Below are 21,892 nucleotides of genomic sequence, written 5' to 3'. Positions count from 1 at the left end.
ATGCTATCCGTGCCGTAAAACTGATCGTTTCCAAAATGGCAGACGCTGTTATCGAAGCAAATCAGGGAACAACAGAAGCTGAAGAAGCAGAAGTTGAGGAAGCTACAGAGGAATAATTAATTTAATAATTCCAGGAGGAAAATACAATGGCTATTACAGCAGCTCAGGTAAAAGAATTAAGAGAAATGACTGGCGCCGGAATGATGGATTGTAAGAAAGCTCTTACAGCTACAGAAGGTGACATGGATAAAGCAGTAGAATTCCTGCGTGAAAAAGGTCTTGCTACAGCTCAGAAGAAAGCAAGCCGTGTTGCAGCAGAAGGTCTTTGCAAGACTCTCGTTGCTGATGATGCTAAGAGCGCAGTTGTTGTAGAAGTTAACTCTGAGACAGACTTCGTTGCTAAGAACGAGAAATTCCAGAGCTATGTTGCAGATGTTGCAGCACAGGCACTTACTACTTCCGCAGCAGATATCGATGCTTTCCTTGCAGAAGCATGGGCACTTGACACAACCAAGACTGTAAAAGAAGCTCTTGCAGCTCAGGTTGCAGTTATCGGTGAGAACATGAACATCAGAAGATTCGCTCAGGTGAAAGAAGAGAACGGTTTCGTTGCTTCCTACACACATATGGGCGGAAAGATCGGCGTTCTTGTAGACGTTGAGACAGATATTGTTAACGATGCAGTTAAAGAAATGGCAAGAAACGTAGCAATGCAGATCGCAGCTCTGAAACCGCAGTACACATGCGACAGCGAAGTAAGTGCTGAGTACATCGAGCATGAGAAAGAGATCCTTCTTGCTCAGATCCAGAACGATCCTAAGGAATCCCAGAAACCGGAGAAGGTTATCCAGGGTATGATCACTGGACGTATCAAGAAAGAACTCAAAGAAATCTGCCTTCTTGACCAGACATACGTTAAAGCAGAAGACGGAAAACAGTCCGTTGCTAAATACGTAGAAGAAGTTGCTAAAGCAAACGGCGCTAAGATCACAATCAAAGGTTTCGTTCGTTTCGAGACTGGAGAAGGTATCGAAAAACGCCAGGACGACTTCGCAGCTGAGGTTGCAGCACAGGCTGGTATGTAATCTGTAAAGATTAGATATCTATCATAATTCAACTACTAAGAGGCCCTGAAAGCCTTATAGCACTCATTTGGGAGTGGTTATAAGGTTTTCGGGGCTTCTTTTTGTCTGAGGAGAGTATCCCGGATTGTAATAACTGTCAATAGAGTCCACGCAAATGTCGATGGAAAATGACCTAAACTATAGTAATTACATACAAAGTCCACGAAATTACAGGAACTGTATGACTTAAATAACAATAAGTATAAATCAAGCCTACGAAAACTTCTTAAATTGTATGACTCATATTATAATAAGTATAAGCTGGACCATTGAAAGCTTTAAAATTGGATGCTCAAAACATGAGTAAGCACAATTTGAGTCAATAATAGGAGTAAAATCAGATGACTTGAATGCCCGGTTGTTGGAAAATAAGTCGATGAATAGTAAATAATTATTTTAATAATACTTGTGATTTTTGTATGTTTCTAAAAATGAAGGTAGTATAATAAATACAAAATAGGATAATATAAGTGAATATTTTGTTCAGCGATTACTAATATTATGTATTATAGAGGACTGAAATATGGAAACAAAACATATAAGTGATGTACCAGAATTAATGAAACAGTGGAATTGGCAAAAAAATGCTGAGATGGGTATTGTTCCGGAAAATATTTCAATTGCTTCAAAGAAAAAAGTTTTCTGGAAATGTCATATTTGTGGCGGTGAATGGGAAACAGCACCTCAGTATAGAAAAAGAAATGGGTGTCCATATTGTGCAAATTTTAAAGCACTTCCAGGTTTTAATGATCTTCAGACTCTTTTTCCAGATATTGCGGCAGAATGGGATATGCAAAAAAATAATTCTTTACGGCCACAAAATGTTACAAAAGGTTCAGGAAAAAAAGTATGGTGGATTTGTCCAAAAGGTCACTCTTATGATATACCTATAATTTGTAGGGTAGAAGGGCAAAAATGTCCTTATTGTAATAATCGGAGAGTGCTCTTTGGGTTTAATGATTTAGAAACATTAAACCCTGCAATTTCTCAAACTTGGCATCCCATTTTGAATAATGGACTTACACCCAAAGAGGTGACTCCAGGCTCAAAAAAACAGGTGTGGTGGAAATGTGAAAAAGGACATGAATGGAGTGAGTCTGTAGTACAACGTTGCAGGAGTAAGGGATGCCCTGTTTGTCAAAATCGTAGAATTATCAAAGGAATAAATGATTTGGCAACACTTCGTCCAGAGTTAAAAATGGAATGGGATAATGAGAAAAATGTTAGAAGTCCAGAAGAATATTCTTGTGGATCGAGAGCAGTAGTATGGTGGAAGTGTAAAAAAGGACATAGATGGAAAGCTGCGATATCAGACAGGAATAGAGGAAATAGCTGTCCTAAATGTGCTGAAGAGCGTAGAGTATCTTTTCCAGAAAAAGCAGTTTTGTATTATGTTGAAAAAGTTTTTACAGATGTGAAAGCCAACTATAAACCGGAATGGCTAGGATTGCAGGAATTAGATATTTATATACCTGAGTATAAAATTGCTATTGAATATGATGGGATATATGGCCATTCTAAATTAAGCGGTAATAAACGTGATGAAAAAAAGAATATTATATGTCAAGAAAATAGCATAATACTTATACGTGTACGAGAACCAGGGTGTATGCAGCTTAATACTGATTCTATCAATTATATAATGGAGTCGCCCAAAGATATTGAGAAAGCGATTCAGTTTGTATTACAGAAATTAAATGAACTTACAAATGTAAATACTTTAGAGATACAATCAGACATTAATATTCTTAGAGACAGTACAGAAATCTATTCGTTGATTGAGTATACTGAGAAAGAAAATTCGTTAAAAAATAAAGCACCAGAGATTGCGGCACTATGGCATCCTGTTCGAAATGGAACATTACTGCCGGAATCTGTATCTGTTGCGTCTTCAAAAAAAGTATGGTGGTATGGGAAATGTGGACATGAATGGCAAGGCTCTGTAGCTTATGAAGTATTAAGTGGAAAATGCCCATATTGTACAGGAAAGAGGATTTTAAAAGGATTTAATGATCTTGCATCACAAAGACCGGAAATTGCACAGCAATGGGATTATAGAAAAAACGTTGAACATAAACCGGAAAATGTAACTGTTGGAAGTGGGAAAAGTGTATGGTGGATTTGTGAAAAGGGGCATGAATGGAAGGCTGCGATTTGCAGTAGAACAAGGAAGGATAAAAAATGTGGATGTCCAATTTGCAGTAACCATAAATTATTGACGGGTTATAATGATGTCAGATCTAATGAAGAGTTATTAAAAAATTGGGATTATGAGAGAAATGAAGTGTCTCCGAAAAACGTTTGTATAGGTACTGCGAAACAATTTTATTGGAAATGTCATGAATGTGGCTATCAGTGGAAAGATAAAGTAATTAGTCAACGAAGTGGAAAAGGATGTCCTTGTTGTAACAAAAAGAAGCGCGTTAAGGCAGTACAAAAGACGTATATAAGAAAAGCCGGAGGTTCACTTGCAGAACTTTATCCACAATTACTTTCTGAATGGGATTGGGATGCAAATAATGACCTTAATCCTTATGAAATTGTTCCTGGATATGGTAAGCATATTTGGTGGAACTGTTCAGTGTGTGGAAATAAATGGAAAGCCACTGGAATTATGCGAACTAGAAGAAATTCTACGGGATGTCCGGTATGCGCTAGAAAGAAACAAGCGAAATCCAGACAGAAAACGTTTTTACAAAGTGGAGTAAAGACTTTGAATCAAACAAATCCAGAGCTTGTAGTTGAGTGGAATTATGAGAAAAATGGAGATTTAAATCCTGAATTTATTACAGCTGGTTCTGGGAAAAGTGTTTGGTGGAAATGTAAAAATTGTGGATATGAATGGCAGGCAGAAGTAGTTGAGAGAGTACGAGGACGAAGAAAATGTAAACGGTGTAAAAATAACACAGAATTAAAGAAAGATTGAGAGATAATCAGATATATAAATACTGCGGATGTGCAAAGTAAAAATTTAATATAGATATATTGAATTTTAGGAAAAACAATGCTACTATAAAGCCAAAGCATATTTCTCTACAAATTCAAGGCTTTTTTGCCGTCTGATTTTCTATATTCACTTCAGAAATCCATGCTTTTAAATCCAATTAAAAAGAAAAGCAAGGGTTTGGAGTGCACTAAATAATAGTACGACACGTTCTTGATGCTCCTGCAAAAAACAGGAGGTAATGCCTATGACAAAAAGAAAGAACCATGAAACTGTTACAACGAAGAAAAAACAAATGAGCGGGAAGATGTTGCGGGCAAACAAGAAGTATAAAGATACAGTTTTTCGGATGCTGTTTTCTGATCGTGAAAATCTACTGTCACTTTACAATGCGATTAATGGAACTACATATGAAAATCCAGAGGCACTGGAAATTGTAACGCTTGAGAATGCTATTTATATGGGGATGAAAAATGATCTGGCATTTATTGTAGACACGAATTTGTTTTTATATGAACATCAGTCAACCTATAATCCGAATATGCCGTTGAGAGATTTATTGTACATATCCAGTGAGTATCAGAAATTGGTGGATCACAGATCATTGTATCCTTCGATTTTACAGAAGATACCGGCACCAAATTTTATTGTGTTTTATAATGGAACAAGAAAGAAGGAAGATCGGTGGGAAAATCTGCTGTCTGAAGCATTTGAACATTTGGAGGGAAAACCAAATCTGGAGCTGAGAGTAGTTACGCTGAATATCAATGAAAATCATAACCGAGAGTTAATGGAACAGTGCAAAATATTAAGAGAAGAAGAGGAAGAAAAGAAACTTCGAGAAGCAGAATATGAGGCTGGATATGACAGTGGAAGGCAGGACGGGTTAACAGAGGGAGAACTGCGAAAGGCGAAGGAAACTGCGGCAGAGCTTGCAAAGCTGGGAATGGCAAGCACGCAGATTGCAGATGTACTTAAAACAGAGGAAGCAGTTATTTTTCAATGGCTTGAGGAATGCGCAAAATAATTTGATTGCGGATGTTTCTATCCTACACTTGCAGTCTATAACGCAGGTGCGGCACTGTATCGAATTTTCTTCAAAAAATCCGGTCAGCTACATTGGCACCTGAATCATGAAACTGGATGTCAGCCTGCAGAAAAAGATCCTCCGGAGCGCAGTTCCAAACGGAGTGGAGATTCAAACAGGGAAAATGGAAGACATTCAAAGTAATATAAAAAGTATAAGAAAAATACCTTGAAACCTGAGATTCAGAGTGCTAACATAATGGAAAGTACCTGGGACTTTATGAGGTCAGGGTATTTTTTATTTTAGTAAAAAAGGAAGAAAAACAAATGAAAGTTCTGGAAATCATATCGCCGGTACTGGTGATGATCATTCTTGGTATTTTATGCCGGAAATGGAAACTGCTGAACAAGAACGGCATCGACAACATGAAAGCATTGGTCACAAACATCATGCTTCCGGTAGCAATTTTTCATGCACTGGCGACATCAGATTATGGAGCAGAAACGGCGAAACTGGTCGGGATCATGTTTATCATGCTTGTGGTATCTTTCAGTATCGGATTTCTTATGAAACCGCTCATGACCGAAAATTACCGCAAGTATCTGCCATTTATGGTCAGTGTGTATGAGGGCGGTTCGATGGCATATCCTCTGTACACAAGTCTCTGCGGACAGGAAAACCTGTCACAGATCGCAGTTCTTGATATTGCGGGACTGCTTTTTGGATTCAGTATTTATATGGGAATGCTTGGACAGACCGAGAACGGTGAGAAGATCAATGTAAAAAATCTTGCAGTAAGCGCAGTAAAAACACCGGCATTTATCGCGAGTGTTCTGGGAATCATTGCGGGATTGACAGGCGTGATCAAACTTCTGCTTGCAAGCCCGGCAGGCGGGATTTATACAAGCGTGGAAAGTATTCTGACCACAGCTCTGACAGCGATCATCCTGATCGTGGTAGGTTTCAGCATGGAACTGACACCGGAACTTTTTGGTCCGTGTATCCGGACGATCGTGATGCGTATTGCTTTGCAGGCAGTTATGATCGTGGGTGTTCTCCTGGCGGTACATAGTTTTATCGGAAGTAATACACTGCTGGATCTTGCGGTGATCACCTATATGTCTGCACCGGCTACGTTCAGTATGCAGACTTTCCTCAAGAGAGAAGATGGAAGTGCGTATGTATCCACGACAAATTCACTGTATTGTATTGTGTCGATCGTGGTGTATATGATCCTTGCGTTTTTTACATATTAAAATAGAGAATACTTATAAACAAGTGCCATACGGAGCAAGAAAACCGTATGGCACTTGTTATATATATTGTATATAGTGAAAAAATAAGCTGAATATTACCGGCAAATGGAAGGAATCGCAATACCGAACTCAGGCAGAATGGGGCATGCCGGAAGCAGGAAGAGGATTCTTGGAAGAAATCTGAAGTGAGGCATAAGCCTGTGCGACATCTGTGACAGTTATGTGTTCCAGTTTTTGAAGAAAGGCAGAGGAATCCTTTTGACTGGAGCTGAGATAGAGTAACTGATGAAATATATCAAATGTCATAGCGATCCTCCTTTTTGAATGATGGTGAATAAGCAATCGTGTATAAAGTGAAATCTAACGTTTTTATAATAATAACGCTTATAACATAAGAAAAAAATAGAAATAACGCCATATATATGGTAAAATAACGCCAGAATAAATTAAACTGGAGTGAGAAAATGTTACTGGAAGATCTGATTATCACAGACACAAGCAAAGAAAATATGTTTGAATTACAGGAAAATTATCCATGCTGCAGCAGAGATATGGTCATAACAGCGGGGAACAGCCGGGTTGTTCCCTGGCACTGGCATGAGGAACTGGAGATTCTTTATGTCCGAGAAGGGGAAATAGATTACTGGACAGCAGGAAACTGCATCCGTCTCAGGAAATCGGATGGTATTTTTATTAACACAAACGTGATGCATCAGGTGATTTTTCCGCAGGAAATGGAGGATGCCAGAAGCCAGGTCTTTATGTTCCGACTGGAATTTCTGGCAGAAGAAGGCAGCCTTTTACATAAAAAATATATCTGCCCTGTTTTGTATGATCACAAATTTCAGGCGGCGGTGCTGCGTCGAGAAAGTGAAATGCAGAGAAAAGTGCTGGAAGATATGCTGGAAATGGATCGAATCCAGGACAAAAAGGCATTCGGATATGAGATGGCATTTCGCAATAAGATAGCAGAGATGTGGATAGATTTTATCCACATGTTAGGCGTGGAACCGGAAACTGCCAAACTTCGTACTTCAGAAAAAGAAGAACGTCTCAAAGAAATGCTGGCCTTTATTCATAAAGAATACAGAAATGAAATTTCCCTGAGTGATATTGCAAATGCTGCAAAAGTAAGCAAAAGAGAAGCTCTTCGATGTTTTCAGGAAGAAATCCATATTTCACCGGGTGCTTATCTCAAAGACTACCGCCTGCAGATGGCGTGTACCATGCTGAGAAATACCTCTGAGACGATCACGACAGTTTCTCAGAACTGCGGCTTTCATTCTGCCAGCTATTTCGGCAAAGTTTTCCGCAGCCAGATGGGATGTACACCGTATGAATTTAAGAATAAGACCGGAACCGGAAACAGAGAGGGAATTTCTGAAAAAAATTAGTTTCCGGAAGATATTGTAGAACGTAATATGAAATTTGTGTCAGTTCTGTTATCAGAAACTACCACATTTATGTAGAGAACTGTACTGTCAGGGGCAACAAAAAAGAGGCTGCCGCCTGGAAATGTCCAGTGCAACAGCCTCTTTTCTTCGTAGGAATTTATCTGTGTAAAAAGGGGACGATTAAGAAGTTTAACATTTGGTGAAGTACATGGAGATACCCTGTCCGCCGCCAATGCACATACTGATCATGGCATCCTTCTTATCTGTTCTCATTAATTCATAGAGAACTTTTACGGTAAGCACACATCCGGTCGCACCGATTGGATGTCCAATGGAAATACCACCACCATAGATGTTTACTTTGTCTTTGTCAAGACCAAGGTCTCTTCTTACGGCATAAGCCTGGCTTGCAAATGCTTCGTTGATTTCAAACATATCAATATCTTTCAGATTGATGTCGAGTTTTGATGCCAGCTTTTCACTGGAGAATTTTGGGGAGTAACCCATCAGTTCAGCATCGAAACCTGCTACTGCAAAATCAACAATTTTCAGTTTAGGAGTAACACCAAGTTCTTTTGCCTTGTCAGCAGACATAATTACAACTGCAGCTGCACCATCGTTAAGACTTGAAGAGTTGCCGGCGGTAACAGTGCCACCTTTTACGAAACAAGGACGGAGTTTTGCCAGCTTTTCAAGAGTCTGACCTTCTCTTGGACCTTCATCTGTATCAAAAACAGTCACATTACCTTTTCGGTCTTTTAATTCAACCGGGAGAATTTCATCTTTGAATTTTCCCGCTTTGATAGCTGCCACAGCACGCTGATGACTTTCAAGAGCGAATTCGTCCTGTTCTTCTCTGGTTACATTATATTTTGATGCCACGTTTTCTGCGGTCACACCATTATGTTTTCCATCCAATGGCCAGGTCAGAATATCAATGACTCCATCCTCGAATGTTTTGTGACCCATACGTGCGCCCCAGCGGGCATCTTTTACATAATACGGAAGCTGAGAAATATTCTCTGCACCTCCGGCAACTACAACATCAGCCTGTCCAGTCTGGATTTCCATAACAGCATCTGCAATGGACTGAAGGGAAGAACCACACTGTCTGTTTACAGAATAAGCAGTTGTTTCTTTTGGCATGCCGGCTTTCAGACTGATCGCTCTTGCTACAAATCCATTTTCTGCAATCTGTCCTACCTGTCCGATGATAACCTCATCAACATCTGACGGCTGGATTCCTGCGCGGTTAACTGCTTCTTTTACAACCATAGCTCCCATGTCAATAGCAGAAATACTTTTCAGGCTGCCACCGTAACTTCCTACAGGGAGACGTACACCACTTACAATTACTACATCTTTCATTTTGAGTTCCTCCATATTTTTTATGACATAAATCAGCTGAAATTTTGACTTGCTCAAACGATCATTCCACCACCGACATTGATAACTTCTGAGGTGATATAGGCAGCCTCATCAGATGCAAGAAAGGCAACCATATTTCCTACGTCAGAAGGTTTACCTGCATATCCCATAGGGATTCTCTGCATCATGCTGTCCCATGCGGCTCCATCATTTACTTCTTTCAGTTTAAGAGTCATATCGGTTTCAATGAATCCAGGGCAGATGGCATTGCATGTGATGCCTTTGCGGGCACTTTCTCGTGCGGCGGTTTTAGTGAGACCTACAACGCCTGCTTTGGCAGCGGCGTAATTAGCCTGTCCGATATTTCCAAGCCAGCTTCCGGAAGAAATATTGATAATACGTCCGCTTCCCTGAGCACGCATGTGTTTCAGAGCTTCCTGGGTACCAAAGAATACGCCTGTAAGATCGACATCAATTACCATCTGCCAGTTTTCTACAGGCATTTTGTGAAGCATGCCATCACGGTTGATACCTGCATTGTTTACCATAATATCCAGCGTTCCATAAGTGTCAATGGCGTATTTTACCAGTGCATGTACTTCTTCCTGTTTGGAAACGTTTACAGCAAAAGCCGAAGCTGTCCCCCCTTTTGCAACGATTTCCGCAACTGTATCATCAGCAGGTGCCATATCAGCGACAACTACTTTTGCACCTTCTTCTGCGAGTTTCATGGCAATTCCTTTTCCCAGACCACGTCCGGAACCTGTTACAATTGCTACTTTGTCTTTTAATCTCATGATATAATCCTCCTAAATGATTTTTTTATGTTAAAAATTTTAATGGTTACGAATGATATCTTTCAGTCCGTAGGGTATTGCTTCAGAGAAAATTGCCGGATTCATTTCTTTCAGATTTTCACTGATGATTGGTTTGAATTCCATCAGATCAAGAACCTGGGTCTGAAGGTCAATGCCAGGGGCAATTTCTGTAAGCACAAGTCCTTCTGGTCTGAGTTCAAATACAGCACGTTCTGTGATATAATGCATTTTCTGATGTTTTTCTCTGGCTATTTTTCCATTATAGGAAATCTGTTGTACTTTATTTACAAATTTGATAAGACTGCCTTCTTTATTGATATGAAGCTGACCATTCTCAAACGAGCAGTCGAGACCCTTCCCTGTAAAAGAAGAGCAGAAGACAACATGTTTGGCATTGGTTGTTATATCGATAAAACCACCGGCTCCGGTAGGATTTGGACCGAGTCTGGTTGCATTGACATTTCCGTCCGGGTCAATTTCACCGGCACCCATGTAGGTGACATCTACGCCGGCACCATTATAGTAGTCAAACTGGTCATCGTGTCTTAAGAGTGCAAAATTGTTTTTGGCGATACCAAAATCAATACCACCCATAGGAATACCACCGTAAATACCTGATTCTACAGTGACAGTTACATCGTCGCCAACACCTTCTTCGGAGATGATCGGGCCGACAACATCATTGGGAATACCAGTTCCTACATTCAGTACATCGTTAACCTGAAGTTCCATGAGAGCACGTCGTCCAATGACTTTGCGGAGGTTCATAGGAAGTGCATCAGAATCGGAAACAGGAACTTTGATGTCTCCACAGTAGGCAGGATCAAATGCAAAACTGTGTGTCTGACGATGATCCTCTTCTGGATTCGGACACATAACAACTGCGTCAATAAAGATTCCCGGAACAGTAACTCGCTTGCAGTGAAGAGTACCGGATTTTACTTTATATTTTGCCTGGGCGATAACTTTGCCGCCGAATTTCTTGCAGGCCATAACAGCGGAAAATACTTCCAGCTGCATTGCTTCTTCATCTGTGGTGAGGTTTCCCATTTCATCTACATAAGTTCCCCGGATAATACAGTAATCAAGTGGAATTGGCTTATAGCGCATGTATTCTTCACCATCAATTGTGACAACATCTACAATATCGGGTGCGTCTTTTGTAATGGCATTCATTTTTCCACCATCAATACGCGGATCAATAAAAGTTCCAAGACCTACTTTGGTGATTTTTCCAGGTTCACCTCCTGCCATACTGCGGTACAGCTGAGCGAACTGTCCCTGAGGGATACAGTAGGCAAGGATTTTATTTTCTGAGATAAGTTTCATCATACGTGGCTGCAGACCCCAGTGTCCTCCGATGATACGGTACAGCATTTCTTCATGTGAGAAATGCTGTATACCTCTGTCACGGTCGCTCTGTCCACAGGAGTGAACCAGTGTCAGATGGTTGGGACTTCCTGTTTCAAGGAAACGCTTTTCGATAGCTTTCAGAATAGTTTCAGATGCAGAAACCAGGGTCATGCCTATTGTTGCAATGGTACTGTCATCTTTTATCATAGCTGCGGCTTCTTCGCCGGTTACAAATTTTGGCTTTTTCATAATGTCCTCCTGTCATAGTGGTGCTTCAGAACATTTTCCGAATAGCACGTTTGTCTATCTTACCGTTAGGGGTAAGGGGAATTTCATCAGTAATGAGAATTCGCTTTGGAATTTTGTATTTTGCAATTTTTTTGTGCAGAAGTGCCTGGATTTTAGGTTCGTCCAGATCACTTCCGGGACCAAGTTTTACAAGAGCCGCTGCGACTTCGCCGTAAACATCGTCCGGAATACCTACAACAGCTGCCTCATTTACTCCTTTTAACTTATAAATTTCATTTTCTACATCAAAGCTGCAGATTTTTTCACCTCCTCGGTTAATCATATCTTTTTTGCGATCCACTACGAACAGATAACCTTTTTCATTAAAATATCCTAGATCTCCGGTTCCAAGCCATCCATCCTTCAGGGAAGGAGTATCTGTTTTATAGTAGGAAGTAAGTACCACATTGCCATGAATCCATATTTCTCCAATCTGACCGTCTTTCAGTGGGGCGCCATTGTCATCGCGTATTTCAAAAACAGTTCCGGGAACCGGAAAACCGGAAGAACCGATATAAGGACTGGTACTCGCATCACCAGGAAAAATAGTGGCTGGAGAGGTTGTTTCTGTCAGTCCATATACTGTATGAAAAACAGAATGAGGAAGCCAGTTGTGTATGGCGGTGAGTTTTTCTTTCGGCATGTTACTGCTTCCGCATGCAAACTGTTTCAGCGTCGGAAGAGATGGAAATAAATCTTTTTCTTCCAGAAGCATGGAAAAGACTGTAGGTGATGCGTGAAGAAAAGTAATATTATGCTCTTTTACACACTGAAGCACCCGCCTGGCATTAAATATTTTGTGTAAATATAAGGTTCCTCCGCAATGTATGAACAGACCGAGTAGTGCAACCATTCCTGTAACGTGATAAATAGGTATGGGAATCACTGAAATGTCGTCAGCTGTGATGTTTAGGATTTTCTGATAAGTAGCTACTGCATTCATAATATTGTAGTTTTTGATCACAACGCCCTTGCTTTGAGAAGTTGTTCCCGATGTGAACATGATGATTGCGTCATCAAAGGAATCATGGCAGACCGGACTTTCAGTTTCAGGAGAATGATAAGTAGCCAGTCCATAGCCTTTTTCAATATCAGAACAGGCGATGCGTCGAATTCCCTGAGTTTCAAAATCTTCAAACCATTTATAGAAATCCTGATCGCAGATGATACAGCTCACATCAGCTTTTTCTACTAACGAGGATACTTCTTGCTTTTTGTATTTACTTGGGAGTGGAATAGTGACAGCGCCAAGTTTTAACAAAGCAAGAAACGATACACAGAATTCCAGACAGTTATACATCATCAGAGCAACGTGACTATTCCTGTGAATATTCTGCTTTTGGTACAGATAAGAAGCAAAAGCGTCTGTCTTTGCCAGCAGATCTGTATAGGTACAGGAACGGTCATAATTGTCTACAATCGCTGTTTTGTCTGGAAACGACTGCGCTGTCTTACATAAAGCATCATACAGTGTTGTGGGAAGGCTGGTATAACATAGAATATCTGAACCAGGATTTAATGGTTCTAATTGAAAATCGACCAACCCTTTCCATTTGTCTGTTCCAGAAAGCATTTGATTAACCTCCTTTTAAGAAAACGGTTTCGCTTATGTGAACATGATAATGTAAAAATAATGGAAAGTCAATATGGAAAACATGCACAAAATAACCAAAAAATATTTGGTAAACAGGACGAATACGATAAAAAAGTATAAAAACTATTGATTTTTGAACAATAGAACTGTATACTCTGGTTATCAAAACAAGAAACCGTTTTCTAAACAAAATTTTAGAAAAATGGAATCTTACTAAGAAAACGTTATCTTAAATAAAGGAGGTATTAGGATGGCAAAATGGACAGTGCGGGCTATTCAGGTAGGAAGTATTGATCTGGATCGTTCAGCTATGACACATTTTAAAGGAAAAGGTGAACGTATTACAGTTCCGATCTGGTGTGCAGGGGCGACAGATGGAATACATAAGGTGATTGTAGATACGGGAATTCGTGATCTCGAAGAATACAGAAAAGCGGAACCTGGAGTAAAACAGACACCAGATCAGGTTACAACAGCTGCAATTAAGAGAGTCATGGGATGGGAACCTGATGACATTGATATTGTTATCAACACACATCTTCACTGTGACCATAGCGGAAGTAACAGAGAATTTAAAAATGCTAAGTTCTACGTTCAGAAAAAAGAGTGGGAAGCTGCATTTAATCCTCTTGTGCCGGAGGCGCCTTTCTACGATAAACTTTGCTACGACAAGAATGCAGTTAATTATTTCCAGTGGAATTTCCTTGAGGGAGATACAGAAATCCTGCCAGGACTGAGAGTGATTACAACGCCAGGACATACAAGAGGACATCAGTCAGTAATGTTTGACACAAAGGACGGAGTTGTATGTGTTTCAGGTGATATCTGTAATGTGGCAGAAAATGTAAATGGTAATCTGGAGCCGAATATCGTGGTAATGGTTCCGGAAACATATGAAAGCTTTGAACGCATCCGACAGTTTGCACATTATATTCTGCCAGGACATGAACCGGCTATTGAGGATGGTTCTGACAAGTTTATAGCTGTTTTATAAGAATATCTATTAGGGGAAAATAAAACTATACAAAACTATATAATAAGGAGAAAACAATATGAAAAAAAGAGCATTGGCAATCGTTATGGCAGGTTTAATGGCAGTATCTATGAGCAGCGTATGTGCATATGCAAAAGACGAAGAAAAAGAAGCGAAAACAGAAGGATTCTACATTGGTCTGTCAAATGGTTACTGGGGAAATACCTGGCGTGCACAGATGGTAGAGGATTTTGAAAACAAGGCAGAAGAATATAAAGAAGAAGGTATTATTTCTGATTATATGATCTCCAACTCAAACAGTGACGCAACAGAGCAGCTGAACCAGATAAATGCAATGATCGATTCAGGAGTTGATGCAATTCTTATTGATGCGGTATCTCCTACAACAATTAAATCCGCAGTTGAGAAAGCAAAAGCAAAAGGAATTCTCGTAGTGATTGCAAATGACCCGGCAGCTTATGAAGATACGATCTGTGTCTGTGGAGATAATTATACATGGCAGAAGATCCAGGCAATGTGGCTGATGGAACAGATCGAAGGAAAAGGCGATATCGTAAAGATTACTGGTGTATCTGGTAATGCGGCAGATACTATTCGTGAGCAGGCTAATGATGATATTCTGGCAGAATATCCAGATGTAAATGTTCTTACTTCCGCACCTGGAAACTGGTCACAGACAGATGCACAGTCCGTTATGACGACATTTTTATCAAGCTACGACAGTATTGATGCGATTCTTGAACAGGACGTAATGGCAGAAGGTGTTATCAAAGCATATGAAAATGCCGGTAAAGATATCCCGGTTATGACAGGAGATTACACAAAATCCTTCTTTGCAAAATGGGCAGAAATGGAAGATCTTAATACAATTGGTGTTCCGTATGCACCAGGTAATGCAACTGTAGCACTTGAGGTAGCTGTGAGATTGCTTCAGGGAAAAGAAATCGATGAGGCTAATTTAGTTGCAAATCCAATGGATGAAAATCTGATTAATACAGTCATGGTAGCCCCGCCGTACGTTGTTACCAAGGAAGCACAGCCGGACGCTACGTGGATGGAAGGACTGGAAAATACAGAAGCTATTTCACTGGATGAAGCAATGGAACTGTTAAAAGATTCAGCTGATACGGCTGCATTAGACGGTTATATGTCAGACGAAGCTGTCGACAAATTATTCAAATAAAGAAACCGTATTCAGGGACTGGCGGTAGTTGATGCCTCCGCCAGTCCTGTTTTTAATATAGACAGGATACAGGAGGAGGCAATATGGGGCTTATTTTTCAAAATATATCAAAAAAATATGGTGCTGTTGTAGCAATAAAACACGCTGAAATGGAAATTGAAAATGGAGAAGTCAGGGCTATTTTAGGTGGAAATGGATCTGGAAAGTCGACACTGGCAAAAGCTCTGGGTGGACTGATAAGTAAAAATTCCGGAGAAATTATTTTTGACGGACAATCGATTGATTTCAAATCACCGAAAGAAGCGAAAAAAAATCATGTAATAATGACAAGCCAGGAACTGAGTCTGTTCGGAAATCTGACGGTAGAAGAAAATATCTGCATATGTGACGTACCTTTAAAAGGCATTTTTACAGATAAAAAAAGAATTAAAGAAAAGTCGCTGGAAATTTTAAAGGTGATGAAATTAGAAAACATTGCGACAAAAAAAGTAGAAGATCTTGCACCAAACCAGCAGTATATGGTAGAACTTGCCAAAGCACTGGTTCAGGAACCAAAACTTCTTATTATTGATGAGATCACGTCAGCTTTATACAGAGAAGATGTAGAAATCGTTGATGATATTATAAAAGATCTGAAGAAAAAGGGATGTATGGTTTTATTTATTTCGCATCGTATGTCAGAATTATATGCTATGTGTGACAGTGTCACGATTATGAAAAACGGAGAGACCCTCGGTACTTATCCGATGCAGGAAAAAACGGAAAGTGAGTTACTTTCTCTGATGGTAGGATCAAAAGTAGAGACTGGCAGACAACATAAAAACCGTCAGGCAAAGAGTGAAAAAGATATATTGATCAAAGCACCACACATAAAAATTCCTTCCTATGGAACAGAGGAAAGTCTGGAGATCAGAAAGGGAGAGATTATAGGTGTTGCAGGACTGCAGGGACATGGTCAGACCGATCTTGTCAATTCGCTGTATGGTAACCTGGGAGAAATAAAAATCATCATCGATGGCAAAGAGGTTTCTATTCATAATTCCAGACAGGCAGTTTCAAATGGATTTGCATTTATTTCCGGCGACAGGGAACGGGATGGAACATTCCAGGAGCGTAATCTGGCTGAGAATCTTGCAGCAGTGAAAGAACTGGTCAAGCATGAAAAAATCGGTGATTCCAGGTCTGTTCTGGACAGCTTTAATGTTAAATACGATAATCCGGGACAGCTGATTACTGCATTGAGCGGTGGTAACCAGCAGAAAGTTGTTGTAGGACGGTGGTTAAGCACAAAGCCGCGGCTTCTTCTGGCAAATGACCCTACAAAAGGTATTGATGTTAAAGCAAGAACAGATCTTCATAAAGAGTTTGTGAAACTTGCAGAAGAGGGAAATGCGGTAATCATGATTTCCAGTGATGATGATGAGCTGGTAAATGTTACATCTATGGCAGAATGTTCAAGGGTTATTGTTATGTATGAAGGGCATATTTCTGCAATTCTTGAGGGCGATGCTATTACAAGAGAGAACATTTCGGCGGCATCTATGCCGATTGAAGAAAAACAAATGCAGGCATAATTGAAAGGAGGATAAAATCAGATGAACAAAGTAAAGAAACTGATGTCATGGAATGCATTTCCGGCATTATTATTGTTTGTAATATTTCTTGGGATTAATGGAGTAATGACAGGTGGACTGAGTGTATCTTTTTTTCGATCCTTCATTTCCACTAATGCAGGTGCGATTTGTGTGGCAATCGGTGTAACTGCTACGATTCTTGTTGCAGGTACTGATATTTCTCTTGGTTCGATCGTGTCGCTGGTAAATGTGGTTATTGTTACTGCTTTTGAGAAAGGATTTTCTGTACCGCAGGCTGCATTGCTGGGGCTGTTGACTGCAGTTCTGTGTGGAATGTTCAATGGTTTTGTTGTAGGCATCATGAGAGTTAATCCGCTGCTGGCAACATTTGCAACATCAATTGCATTTGCAGGAATTGCATTATGGATTTTGCCATATCCTGGTGGCTATATTGATTTCACTTTTGGTGACTGGTATCTGGGAAATATGTTTGGTATTATTCCGACGCCGGTAGTATTGATAGCCATTCTTGTACTTATATGGATATTTGTAATGAAATTACCTGTGGGATTGCATATTTATGCGTTGGGTAAAGATGTAAAGAAGGCGTATGCATCAGGAATAAATGTTGCTGCGTTAAGATTTTTTGTGCATACATTTGCCGGTCTGGCGGCAGGAGTTGCCGGTATTTGTATAAGTGCCAATATATGTGCCGGAAGTCCGACAGTAGGATCTGCCATGAGTATGAATTCTATCGCAGCGGCAGTTATCGGCGGTGTTTCTCTGAATGGAGGAATCGGAGGAATATGGAGTGGTATTTTCGGCGCCTCTTTCCTGAGTATTCTGATTTCTATTGTCGTATCTGCAAATTTAAGTTCTATAGTACAGAGCTTTATACAGGGACTGATCCTGCTGATTGGAGTTACAGTGTCTATTGCAGCATCAGATAAAGAAATCAAAACAAAAATAAAGAGAGCTATAGGAGGAAAGAGATGAAAACACTGAAAAAGCTTAACAATCCATATCTTCCGGCAATTATAGGAACGGTTGCTCTTTTAATTCTTGGACAGTGTCTGAGCAAAGGTTTTCTGTCTATGAATAATATTTCAAGTATTTTGATGACAACGTCAATTCTTACACTTGCGTCAATTGGCCAGGCAGCGGTAATCATATCAGGTGACAGTGGGCTTGACATGTCTGTTGGTGCAATCATGTCTATGACAGCTCTCTTTGGTCCAATGATAAATGTAGGATCTGGCGTAGCCTCATTTATTTTAATGATTCCTGCTGTTATGCTTATGGGAGCTGTTGTCGGCGCAATTAATGGCACCGGAGTTCAAATGTTAAAGGTTGTTCCGCTGGTTATGACGCTGATTATGTCAAATGTTGTAGATGGCTTTTCAATCATGGTTACAAAAGGGCAGCCATCTGTTATGGTAGGAAAGGAATTACAGGGAATCTCAAAAACATTAGTAGGTCCACTGAGAATCCTGCCAACAGTAGTGCTCATTGTTTTGATCTTACTGGAAGTTCTGTTCCTGAGAAGAAGCCGCTATGGAAGAAGTCTGTTTCTGGCAGGTAATAATAGAAATGCGGCAAATCTCTGTGGTATCAACAGTAAAAAGATAATTATCCTGGCGTATGTGTTTGGTGGAGCTATGGCGGGATTTGCAGGGCTTATGCTGGTTGGATATGCAGGAACGGCACAGATGAATATGGCAAGCAGCTATACAATGCTTTCTGTTGCAGCAGTAGTTATTGGTGGAACCAAACTGACAGGTGGAAAAGGTACATTCATTGGAGGTGCTCTTGGTGCTTTGGTGCTGGTACTTATTACAAATATTCTTCAGGCATTAAATATGGCCGCAGGATTAAGATCTCTGATCCAGGGAATTATTCTGATCGTGATTCTGATGATGAACAGCAGAGCACCTAAGCTTCGACAGTAATGATAAATATTATTACCAGAATATCTATTGCGAAAAGAAAGTGCATGATGTAAAATTGAAGAGAAAAGGAGAAAATGCATGAAGAATGGAAAGTATGGCATTTCAGATGTTGCAGAGATGTTAGGCGTTTCAAAATCAACAGTTTCTCGCGTAATCAATGGAAATGAAGGTGTCGGTCCGGAACTTCGTAAAAAAGTGATGGACTTTATCAATGAAATAGGATATCAGCCAAATACGATAGCCCAGAGTTTAAGTAAGGGACGGATGAACATAGTGGCATTGATACTGGGAGATATTCGAAATCCGTTTTATGCAGATTTGACATTTAATATTCAGAGGATTCTTAACGACAATGGTTATATGGTAATGGTTCTGAACAGTGAATATAACATTGATAGAGAACTGGAATTTTTGAAATTAACAGAGCAATTTAATTTTGCAGGTTTGATTTTGATAACGGCACAGGAAAAAGCAATAGAAGAGAGACTGAAAAATATGGAAATGCCAAAGGTGCTTGTTAATCGTATTCTACCATATTATACAGGAGATTCGGTGTTAATTGATAATTTTCAGGCAGGATATCAGGCAACTATGCATCTGATTGAACTGGGACACCGTCACATAGGCTTTATCAAAGGACCGGGGGTATCTTCTGCATCCAGTCAGCGCTTTGCAGGTTACCGACAGGTACTTGAGAATTATGGCTTTTCTTTTGATGAGAAATGTGTGTTTGAGAGCGATCTGAAATTAGAAACAGGACGGGCGCTGGCACAGCAATTTTTAGAAATAAAAGAGCGTCCAAGTGCGATGGTTGTGGTAAACGATATGACTGCAATCGGTTTTATGGATGGCTGCAGGAAAGCGGGAATCCGTATTCCTGAAGAGTTGTCAATCATAAGTTTTGATGATATTGCAATGGCGTCAATGTATGGTATCGAACTGACGACGATAAGCCAGCATGTAGATGAAATGGGTGAAAAAGCAGCACATTTGATGTTGAAACAGTTAAATGACAAAGATGCGAAAACAGAGCGTATTATTATGGAGCCAACTTTGATTGTAAGAAAAACAACCTGTGAATGTTCTGAGATTTGAAAAGTTTGCCAGTTGGAGAGATTCACTGGCGGCAGTTTGCAAATTCTATATGGAAAGTGGTGGAAATAAGTGCATAGAATGAAACGGGTAGAGGATTCCCGTACGGAGAATACATTTCTGATCATGAATAAACATATCAACTGTTATGGACGTCTCTTTGGTGGAGTGCTGATGCAGTGGATTGATGAGATGGCGGGGATTGTAGCTCGCCGTCATGCCGGTACGATTGTTACAACAGCCTGTGTAGATAACCTGAATTTTAAAGCAGGTGCTTATCTGGGAGATGTGGTTGTGCTGATCGGAAAACTGACCTATGTAGGCAGGACCTCTATGGAAGTACGAATTGATACTTATGTGGAGGAGTCGGATGGAACACGCAGGATGATTAACAGAGCTTATGAAGTTATGGTGGCATTGGATGAGGACGACAACAAAGTGGACGTACCGGGTCTTATCGTAGAGACAGAGTCTGAAAAGGCAGAATGGGAAGGCGGAGAAAAGCGATATACACTACGGAAGGAAAGGCGAAGAGAAGGATACTGATGTTAATGAAGCCTGAGGCTATCTATCATATTATGGCAGATAGCCTCAGGCTTGTTCTTGCATTTTTACATATTAAAATAGAGAATATAGAATATAGCAATTATAAGTAAGTGTCATACAGAGCAGTAGAAAATCGTATGGCACTTTTATTGTATCTCAAGTAAGCAACGTGAGTGTGTTCAATGATTGACAGCAAAAGCAGGGTTTGCTACACTAAAAACATATTGGCAGAATTGCAGAAGTCAGAGGAAGATACAATGAATTATAGAAGTGTAAAAATATCAGAAGATGCGAGAATTTCAAAGCAGTCTGTGCTCGCAGGGGATGTGACGATTGGGAGAGACAGCTGTGTGTTTTATTTTGCGGTGATCCGTGGCGACGAGGCTCCGGTTGTGATTGGAGATGAGTCGAATATTCAGGAGAATTGTACAATTCATGTAAGCCGTAACATGCCGGTTCATATTGGAAATAATGTCACTGTAGGGCACAATGCAGTGATCCATGGCTGTACGATCGGAGACAGAAGCCTGATCGGGATGGGGGCAGTGATCCTTGATGGTGCAAAGATCGGAAACGACTGTATCATTGGAGCCGGAAGCCTTGTGACAAAGAATACCGTGATACCGGATGGCTCCCTTGTGATGGGCAGTCCGGCAAAAATTAAACGAAATCTTGCCTGGGAAGAAAAATTGAGAAACCTTGAAAATAGCAAAAGATATGTGAATGTCTCCAGAGAGATGCAGGAACAGGGAGTATTATAAGAAACTATTATAATTTACAGAGAGTGAGGAAAAATGCATGTCCTGTACAATAAGAAAAGCCACACCGCAGGATCTTCCGAGAATCCGGGAGATCTACGAGATGGCAAGACAGTTTATGAGAAAAAACGGTAACCATTCACAGTGGGGTAAAGGTGACGAACCGGAAGCTCTGATCGAGGAAGATATCCGCCAGGGAAATCTGTATGTACTGGAGGAAGCGAGTATTCATGCAGTATTTGCCTTTATTATAGGAGAAGATCCGACCTATCTGGAGATAGAAGAAGGAAACTGGAAGTCAGAGGAACCTTATGCTGCCGTGCATCGGGTAGCCAGCGACGGAACCGTGCAGGGTGTCATCGGTCATGTCATGGATTACTGTAGCGCACAGGTACCACATCTTCGGATCGACACACATAAGGATAACAAAGTAATGCAGCACGTACTGGAAAAATACGGTTTCGTAAGCTGCGGCATCGTGCATGTCCGGGATGGAAGCCCGCGCATTGCATATGAACTGCTCCCGTAATATGTCATAATATGTCATAATATGTTAAAAAAACGTTATTTGCGTTACAGGTAGTATCCCGCGAGGTGTTTTGCCATGAATATGGCAAAATCCCATCACCG

The 21,892-nt window shown here is 40.4% G+C and carries 19 protein-coding genes and 1 pseudogene; 15 read left to right on the top strand and 5 right to left on the bottom strand.

All coding sequences use genetic code 11. The annotated features are described in order from the left end of the window. The 5 genes and pseudogenes from QZL69_RS13960 to QZL69_RS06100 form a co-directional block, all read left to right on the top strand. A pseudogene (locus QZL69_RS13960) lies at positions 1-116 on the top strand (30S ribosomal protein S2); the annotation flags it as partial. Between the two features lie 30 nt (positions 117-146). Then, positions 147-1,085 carry a translation elongation factor Ts gene (tsf, locus tag QZL69_RS06115; RefSeq protein ID WP_022214347.1) on the top strand — a complete coding sequence of 313 codons (939 nt, stop codon included), beginning with the start codon at positions 147-149 and terminating at the stop codon, positions 1,083-1,085. A 562-nt stretch (positions 1,086-1,647) separates the two neighbouring features. Next, positions 1,648-4,050, top strand: coding sequence for a zinc-ribbon domain-containing protein (locus QZL69_RS06110; RefSeq protein ID WP_022214346.1), 2,403 nt, complete (start codon positions 1,648-1,650; stop codon positions 4,048-4,050). A gap of 265 nt (positions 4,051-4,315) precedes the next feature. Continuing rightward, on the top strand, positions 4,316-5,095 hold the full coding sequence (locus QZL69_RS06105; RefSeq protein WP_022214345.1) for a hypothetical protein: 780 nt from the start codon (positions 4,316-4,318) through the stop codon (positions 5,093-5,095). Positions 5,096-5,421: 326 nt separating this feature from the next. Continuing rightward, on the top strand, positions 5,422-6,351 hold the full coding sequence (locus tag QZL69_RS06100) for an AEC family transporter (protein ID WP_022214344.1): 930 nt from the start codon (positions 5,422-5,424) through the stop codon (positions 6,349-6,351). 129 nt (positions 6,352-6,480) lie between these two features. On the opposite strand, the gene QZL69_RS06095 is transcribed toward QZL69_RS06100, so the two are convergent. After that, on the bottom strand, positions 6,481-6,657 hold the full coding sequence (locus QZL69_RS06095) for a hypothetical protein (RefSeq protein WP_022214343.1): 177 nt from the start codon (positions 6,655-6,657) through the stop codon (positions 6,481-6,483). A 158-nt stretch (positions 6,658-6,815) separates the two neighbouring features. Between QZL69_RS06095 and QZL69_RS06090 the strand changes: the two genes are divergently transcribed. Continuing rightward, the gene (locus QZL69_RS06090) at positions 6,816-7,745 is read left to right on the top strand and encodes an AraC family transcriptional regulator (RefSeq protein WP_022214342.1); all 930 of its coding nucleotides are present in this window, start codon (positions 6,816-6,818) and stop codon (positions 7,743-7,745) included. Positions 7,746-7,934: 189 nt separating this feature from the next. Here QZL69_RS06090 and QZL69_RS06085 read toward each other — a convergent pair whose 3' ends face one another. The 4 genes from QZL69_RS06085 to QZL69_RS06070 are packed head-to-tail and all read right to left on the bottom strand — an operon-like array spanning position 7,935 to position 13,145. Then, the gene (locus QZL69_RS06085) at positions 7,935-9,113 is read right to left on the bottom strand and encodes a thiolase family protein (RefSeq protein WP_022214341.1); all 1,179 of its coding nucleotides are present in this window, start codon (positions 9,111-9,113) and stop codon (positions 7,935-7,937) included. 53 nt (positions 9,114-9,166) lie between these two features. Next, positions 9,167-9,910: a 3-oxoacyl-ACP reductase FabG gene (gene fabG, locus QZL69_RS06080; protein WP_022214340.1), complete on the bottom strand. Its 744-nt coding sequence runs from the start codon at positions 9,908-9,910 to the stop codon at positions 9,167-9,169. A gap of 39 nt (positions 9,911-9,949) precedes the next feature. Continuing rightward, positions 9,950-11,533, bottom strand: coding sequence for an acyl CoA:acetate/3-ketoacid CoA transferase (locus QZL69_RS06075; protein WP_022214339.1), 1,584 nt, complete (start codon positions 11,531-11,533; stop codon positions 9,950-9,952). A 25-nt stretch (positions 11,534-11,558) separates the two neighbouring features. Continuing rightward, a complete protein-coding gene (locus QZL69_RS06070) occupies positions 11,559-13,145 on the bottom strand; it encodes a class I adenylate-forming enzyme family protein (RefSeq protein WP_022214338.1) in 1,587 nt (528 codons plus the stop codon). A gap of 271 nt (positions 13,146-13,416) precedes the next feature. Here QZL69_RS06070 and QZL69_RS06065 point away from each other — a divergent pair, with 271 nt between their 5' ends. The 9 genes from QZL69_RS06065 to QZL69_RS06025 all read left to right on the top strand — a co-directional run bounded on the left by QZL69_RS06065 (position 13,417) and on the right by QZL69_RS06025 (position 21,791). After that, positions 13,417-14,160 carry an N-acyl homoserine lactonase family protein gene (locus QZL69_RS06065; protein WP_022214337.1) on the top strand — a complete coding sequence of 248 codons (744 nt, stop codon included), beginning with the start codon at positions 13,417-13,419 and terminating at the stop codon, positions 14,158-14,160. 58 nt (positions 14,161-14,218) lie between these two features. Continuing rightward, positions 14,219-15,343 carry an ABC transporter substrate-binding protein gene (locus QZL69_RS06060; protein WP_022214336.1) on the top strand — a complete coding sequence of 375 codons (1,125 nt, stop codon included), beginning with the start codon at positions 14,219-14,221 and terminating at the stop codon, positions 15,341-15,343. Positions 15,344-15,426: 83 nt separating this feature from the next. Further along, on the top strand, positions 15,427-16,917 hold the full coding sequence (locus tag QZL69_RS06055) for a sugar ABC transporter ATP-binding protein (protein ID WP_022214335.1): 1,491 nt from the start codon (positions 15,427-15,429) through the stop codon (positions 16,915-16,917). A 21-nt stretch (positions 16,918-16,938) separates the two neighbouring features. Beyond that, entirely contained in the window at positions 16,939-17,913 is a 975-nt protein-coding gene (locus tag QZL69_RS06050; protein WP_022214334.1) for an ABC transporter permease, read from the top strand. Beyond that, complete coding sequence (locus QZL69_RS06045; RefSeq protein WP_022214333.1) at positions 17,910-18,866, top strand: ABC transporter permease; 957 nt, start codon at positions 17,910-17,912, stop codon at positions 18,864-18,866. Before QZL69_RS06050 ends, QZL69_RS06045 begins: the two co-directional genes overlap by 4 nt. A gap of 78 nt (positions 18,867-18,944) precedes the next feature. After that, complete coding sequence (locus tag QZL69_RS06040) at positions 18,945-19,961, top strand: LacI family DNA-binding transcriptional regulator (protein ID WP_022214332.1); 1,017 nt, start codon at positions 18,945-18,947, stop codon at positions 19,959-19,961. A gap of 69 nt (positions 19,962-20,030) precedes the next feature. Then, a complete protein-coding gene (locus QZL69_RS06035) occupies positions 20,031-20,504 on the top strand; it encodes an acyl-CoA thioesterase (protein WP_334290845.1) in 474 nt (157 codons plus the stop codon). 257 nt (positions 20,505-20,761) lie between these two features. Then, positions 20,762-21,265, top strand: coding sequence for a gamma carbonic anhydrase family protein (locus QZL69_RS06030; protein WP_022214329.1), 504 nt, complete (start codon positions 20,762-20,764; stop codon positions 21,263-21,265). A 37-nt stretch (positions 21,266-21,302) separates the two neighbouring features. Beyond that, complete coding sequence (locus tag QZL69_RS06025; RefSeq protein ID WP_022214328.1) at positions 21,303-21,791, top strand: hypothetical protein; 489 nt, start codon at positions 21,303-21,305, stop codon at positions 21,789-21,791. The last annotated feature ends 101 nt before the right edge of the window (positions 21,792-21,892 follow it).

The sequence above is a fragment of the Blautia sp. CAG:237 genome, assembly GCF_000436615.1.
GTDB lineage: Bacteria > Bacillota > Clostridia > Lachnospirales > Lachnospiraceae > Blautia_A > Blautia_A intestinihominis.
This window is presented reverse-complemented; position numbering and strand designations above follow the sequence as displayed.

What these genes read in the sequence shown, in the direction of transcription:
- QZL69_RS06105 (WP_022214345.1), top strand. Translation starts at nt 4,316, where the DNA reads ATGACAAAAAGAAAGAACCATGAAACTGTTACAACGAAGAAAAAACAA.
- QZL69_RS06095 (WP_022214343.1), bottom strand. Translation starts at nt 6,657, where the DNA reads ATGACATTTGATATATTTCATCAGTTACTCTATCTCAGCTCCAGTCAA.
- QZL69_RS06100 (WP_022214344.1), top strand. Translation starts at nt 5,422, where the DNA reads ATGAAAGTTCTGGAAATCATATCGCCGGTACTGGTGATGATCATTCTT.
- QZL69_RS06040 (WP_022214332.1), top strand. Translation starts at nt 18,945, where the DNA reads ATGAAGAATGGAAAGTATGGCATTTCAGATGTTGCAGAGATGTTAGGC.
- QZL69_RS06050 (WP_022214334.1), top strand. Translation starts at nt 16,939, where the DNA reads ATGAACAAAGTAAAGAAACTGATGTCATGGAATGCATTTCCGGCATTA.
- QZL69_RS06110 (WP_022214346.1), top strand. Translation starts at nt 1,648, where the DNA reads ATGGAAACAAAACATATAAGTGATGTACCAGAATTAATGAAACAGTGG.
- QZL69_RS06065 (WP_022214337.1), top strand. Translation starts at nt 13,417, where the DNA reads ATGGCAAAATGGACAGTGCGGGCTATTCAGGTAGGAAGTATTGATCTG.
- QZL69_RS06025 (WP_022214328.1), top strand. Translation starts at nt 21,303, where the DNA reads ATGTCCTGTACAATAAGAAAAGCCACACCGCAGGATCTTCCGAGAATC.
- QZL69_RS06045 (WP_022214333.1), top strand. Translation starts at nt 17,910, where the DNA reads ATGAAAACACTGAAAAAGCTTAACAATCCATATCTTCCGGCAATTATA.
- QZL69_RS06090 (WP_022214342.1), top strand. Translation starts at nt 6,816, where the DNA reads ATGTTACTGGAAGATCTGATTATCACAGACACAAGCAAAGAAAATATG.
- tsf (WP_022214347.1), top strand. Translation starts at nt 147, where the DNA reads ATGGCTATTACAGCAGCTCAGGTAAAAGAATTAAGAGAAATGACTGGC.
- QZL69_RS06085 (WP_022214341.1), bottom strand. Translation starts at nt 9,113, where the DNA reads ATGAAAGATGTAGTAATTGTAAGTGGTGTACGTCTCCCTGTAGGAAGT.
- fabG (WP_022214340.1), bottom strand. Translation starts at nt 9,910, where the DNA reads ATGAGATTAAAAGACAAAGTAGCAATTGTAACAGGTTCCGGACGTGGT.
- QZL69_RS06055 (WP_022214335.1), top strand. Translation starts at nt 15,427, where the DNA reads ATGGGGCTTATTTTTCAAAATATATCAAAAAAATATGGTGCTGTTGTA.
- QZL69_RS06070 (WP_022214338.1), bottom strand. Translation starts at nt 13,145, where the DNA reads ATGCTTTCTGGAACAGACAAATGGAAAGGGTTGGTCGATTTTCAATTA.
- QZL69_RS06030 (WP_022214329.1), top strand. Translation starts at nt 20,762, where the DNA reads ATGAATTATAGAAGTGTAAAAATATCAGAAGATGCGAGAATTTCAAAG.
- QZL69_RS06075 (WP_022214339.1), bottom strand. Translation starts at nt 11,533, where the DNA reads ATGAAAAAGCCAAAATTTGTAACCGGCGAAGAAGCCGCAGCTATGATA.
- QZL69_RS06060 (WP_022214336.1), top strand. Translation starts at nt 14,219, where the DNA reads ATGAAAAAAAGAGCATTGGCAATCGTTATGGCAGGTTTAATGGCAGTA.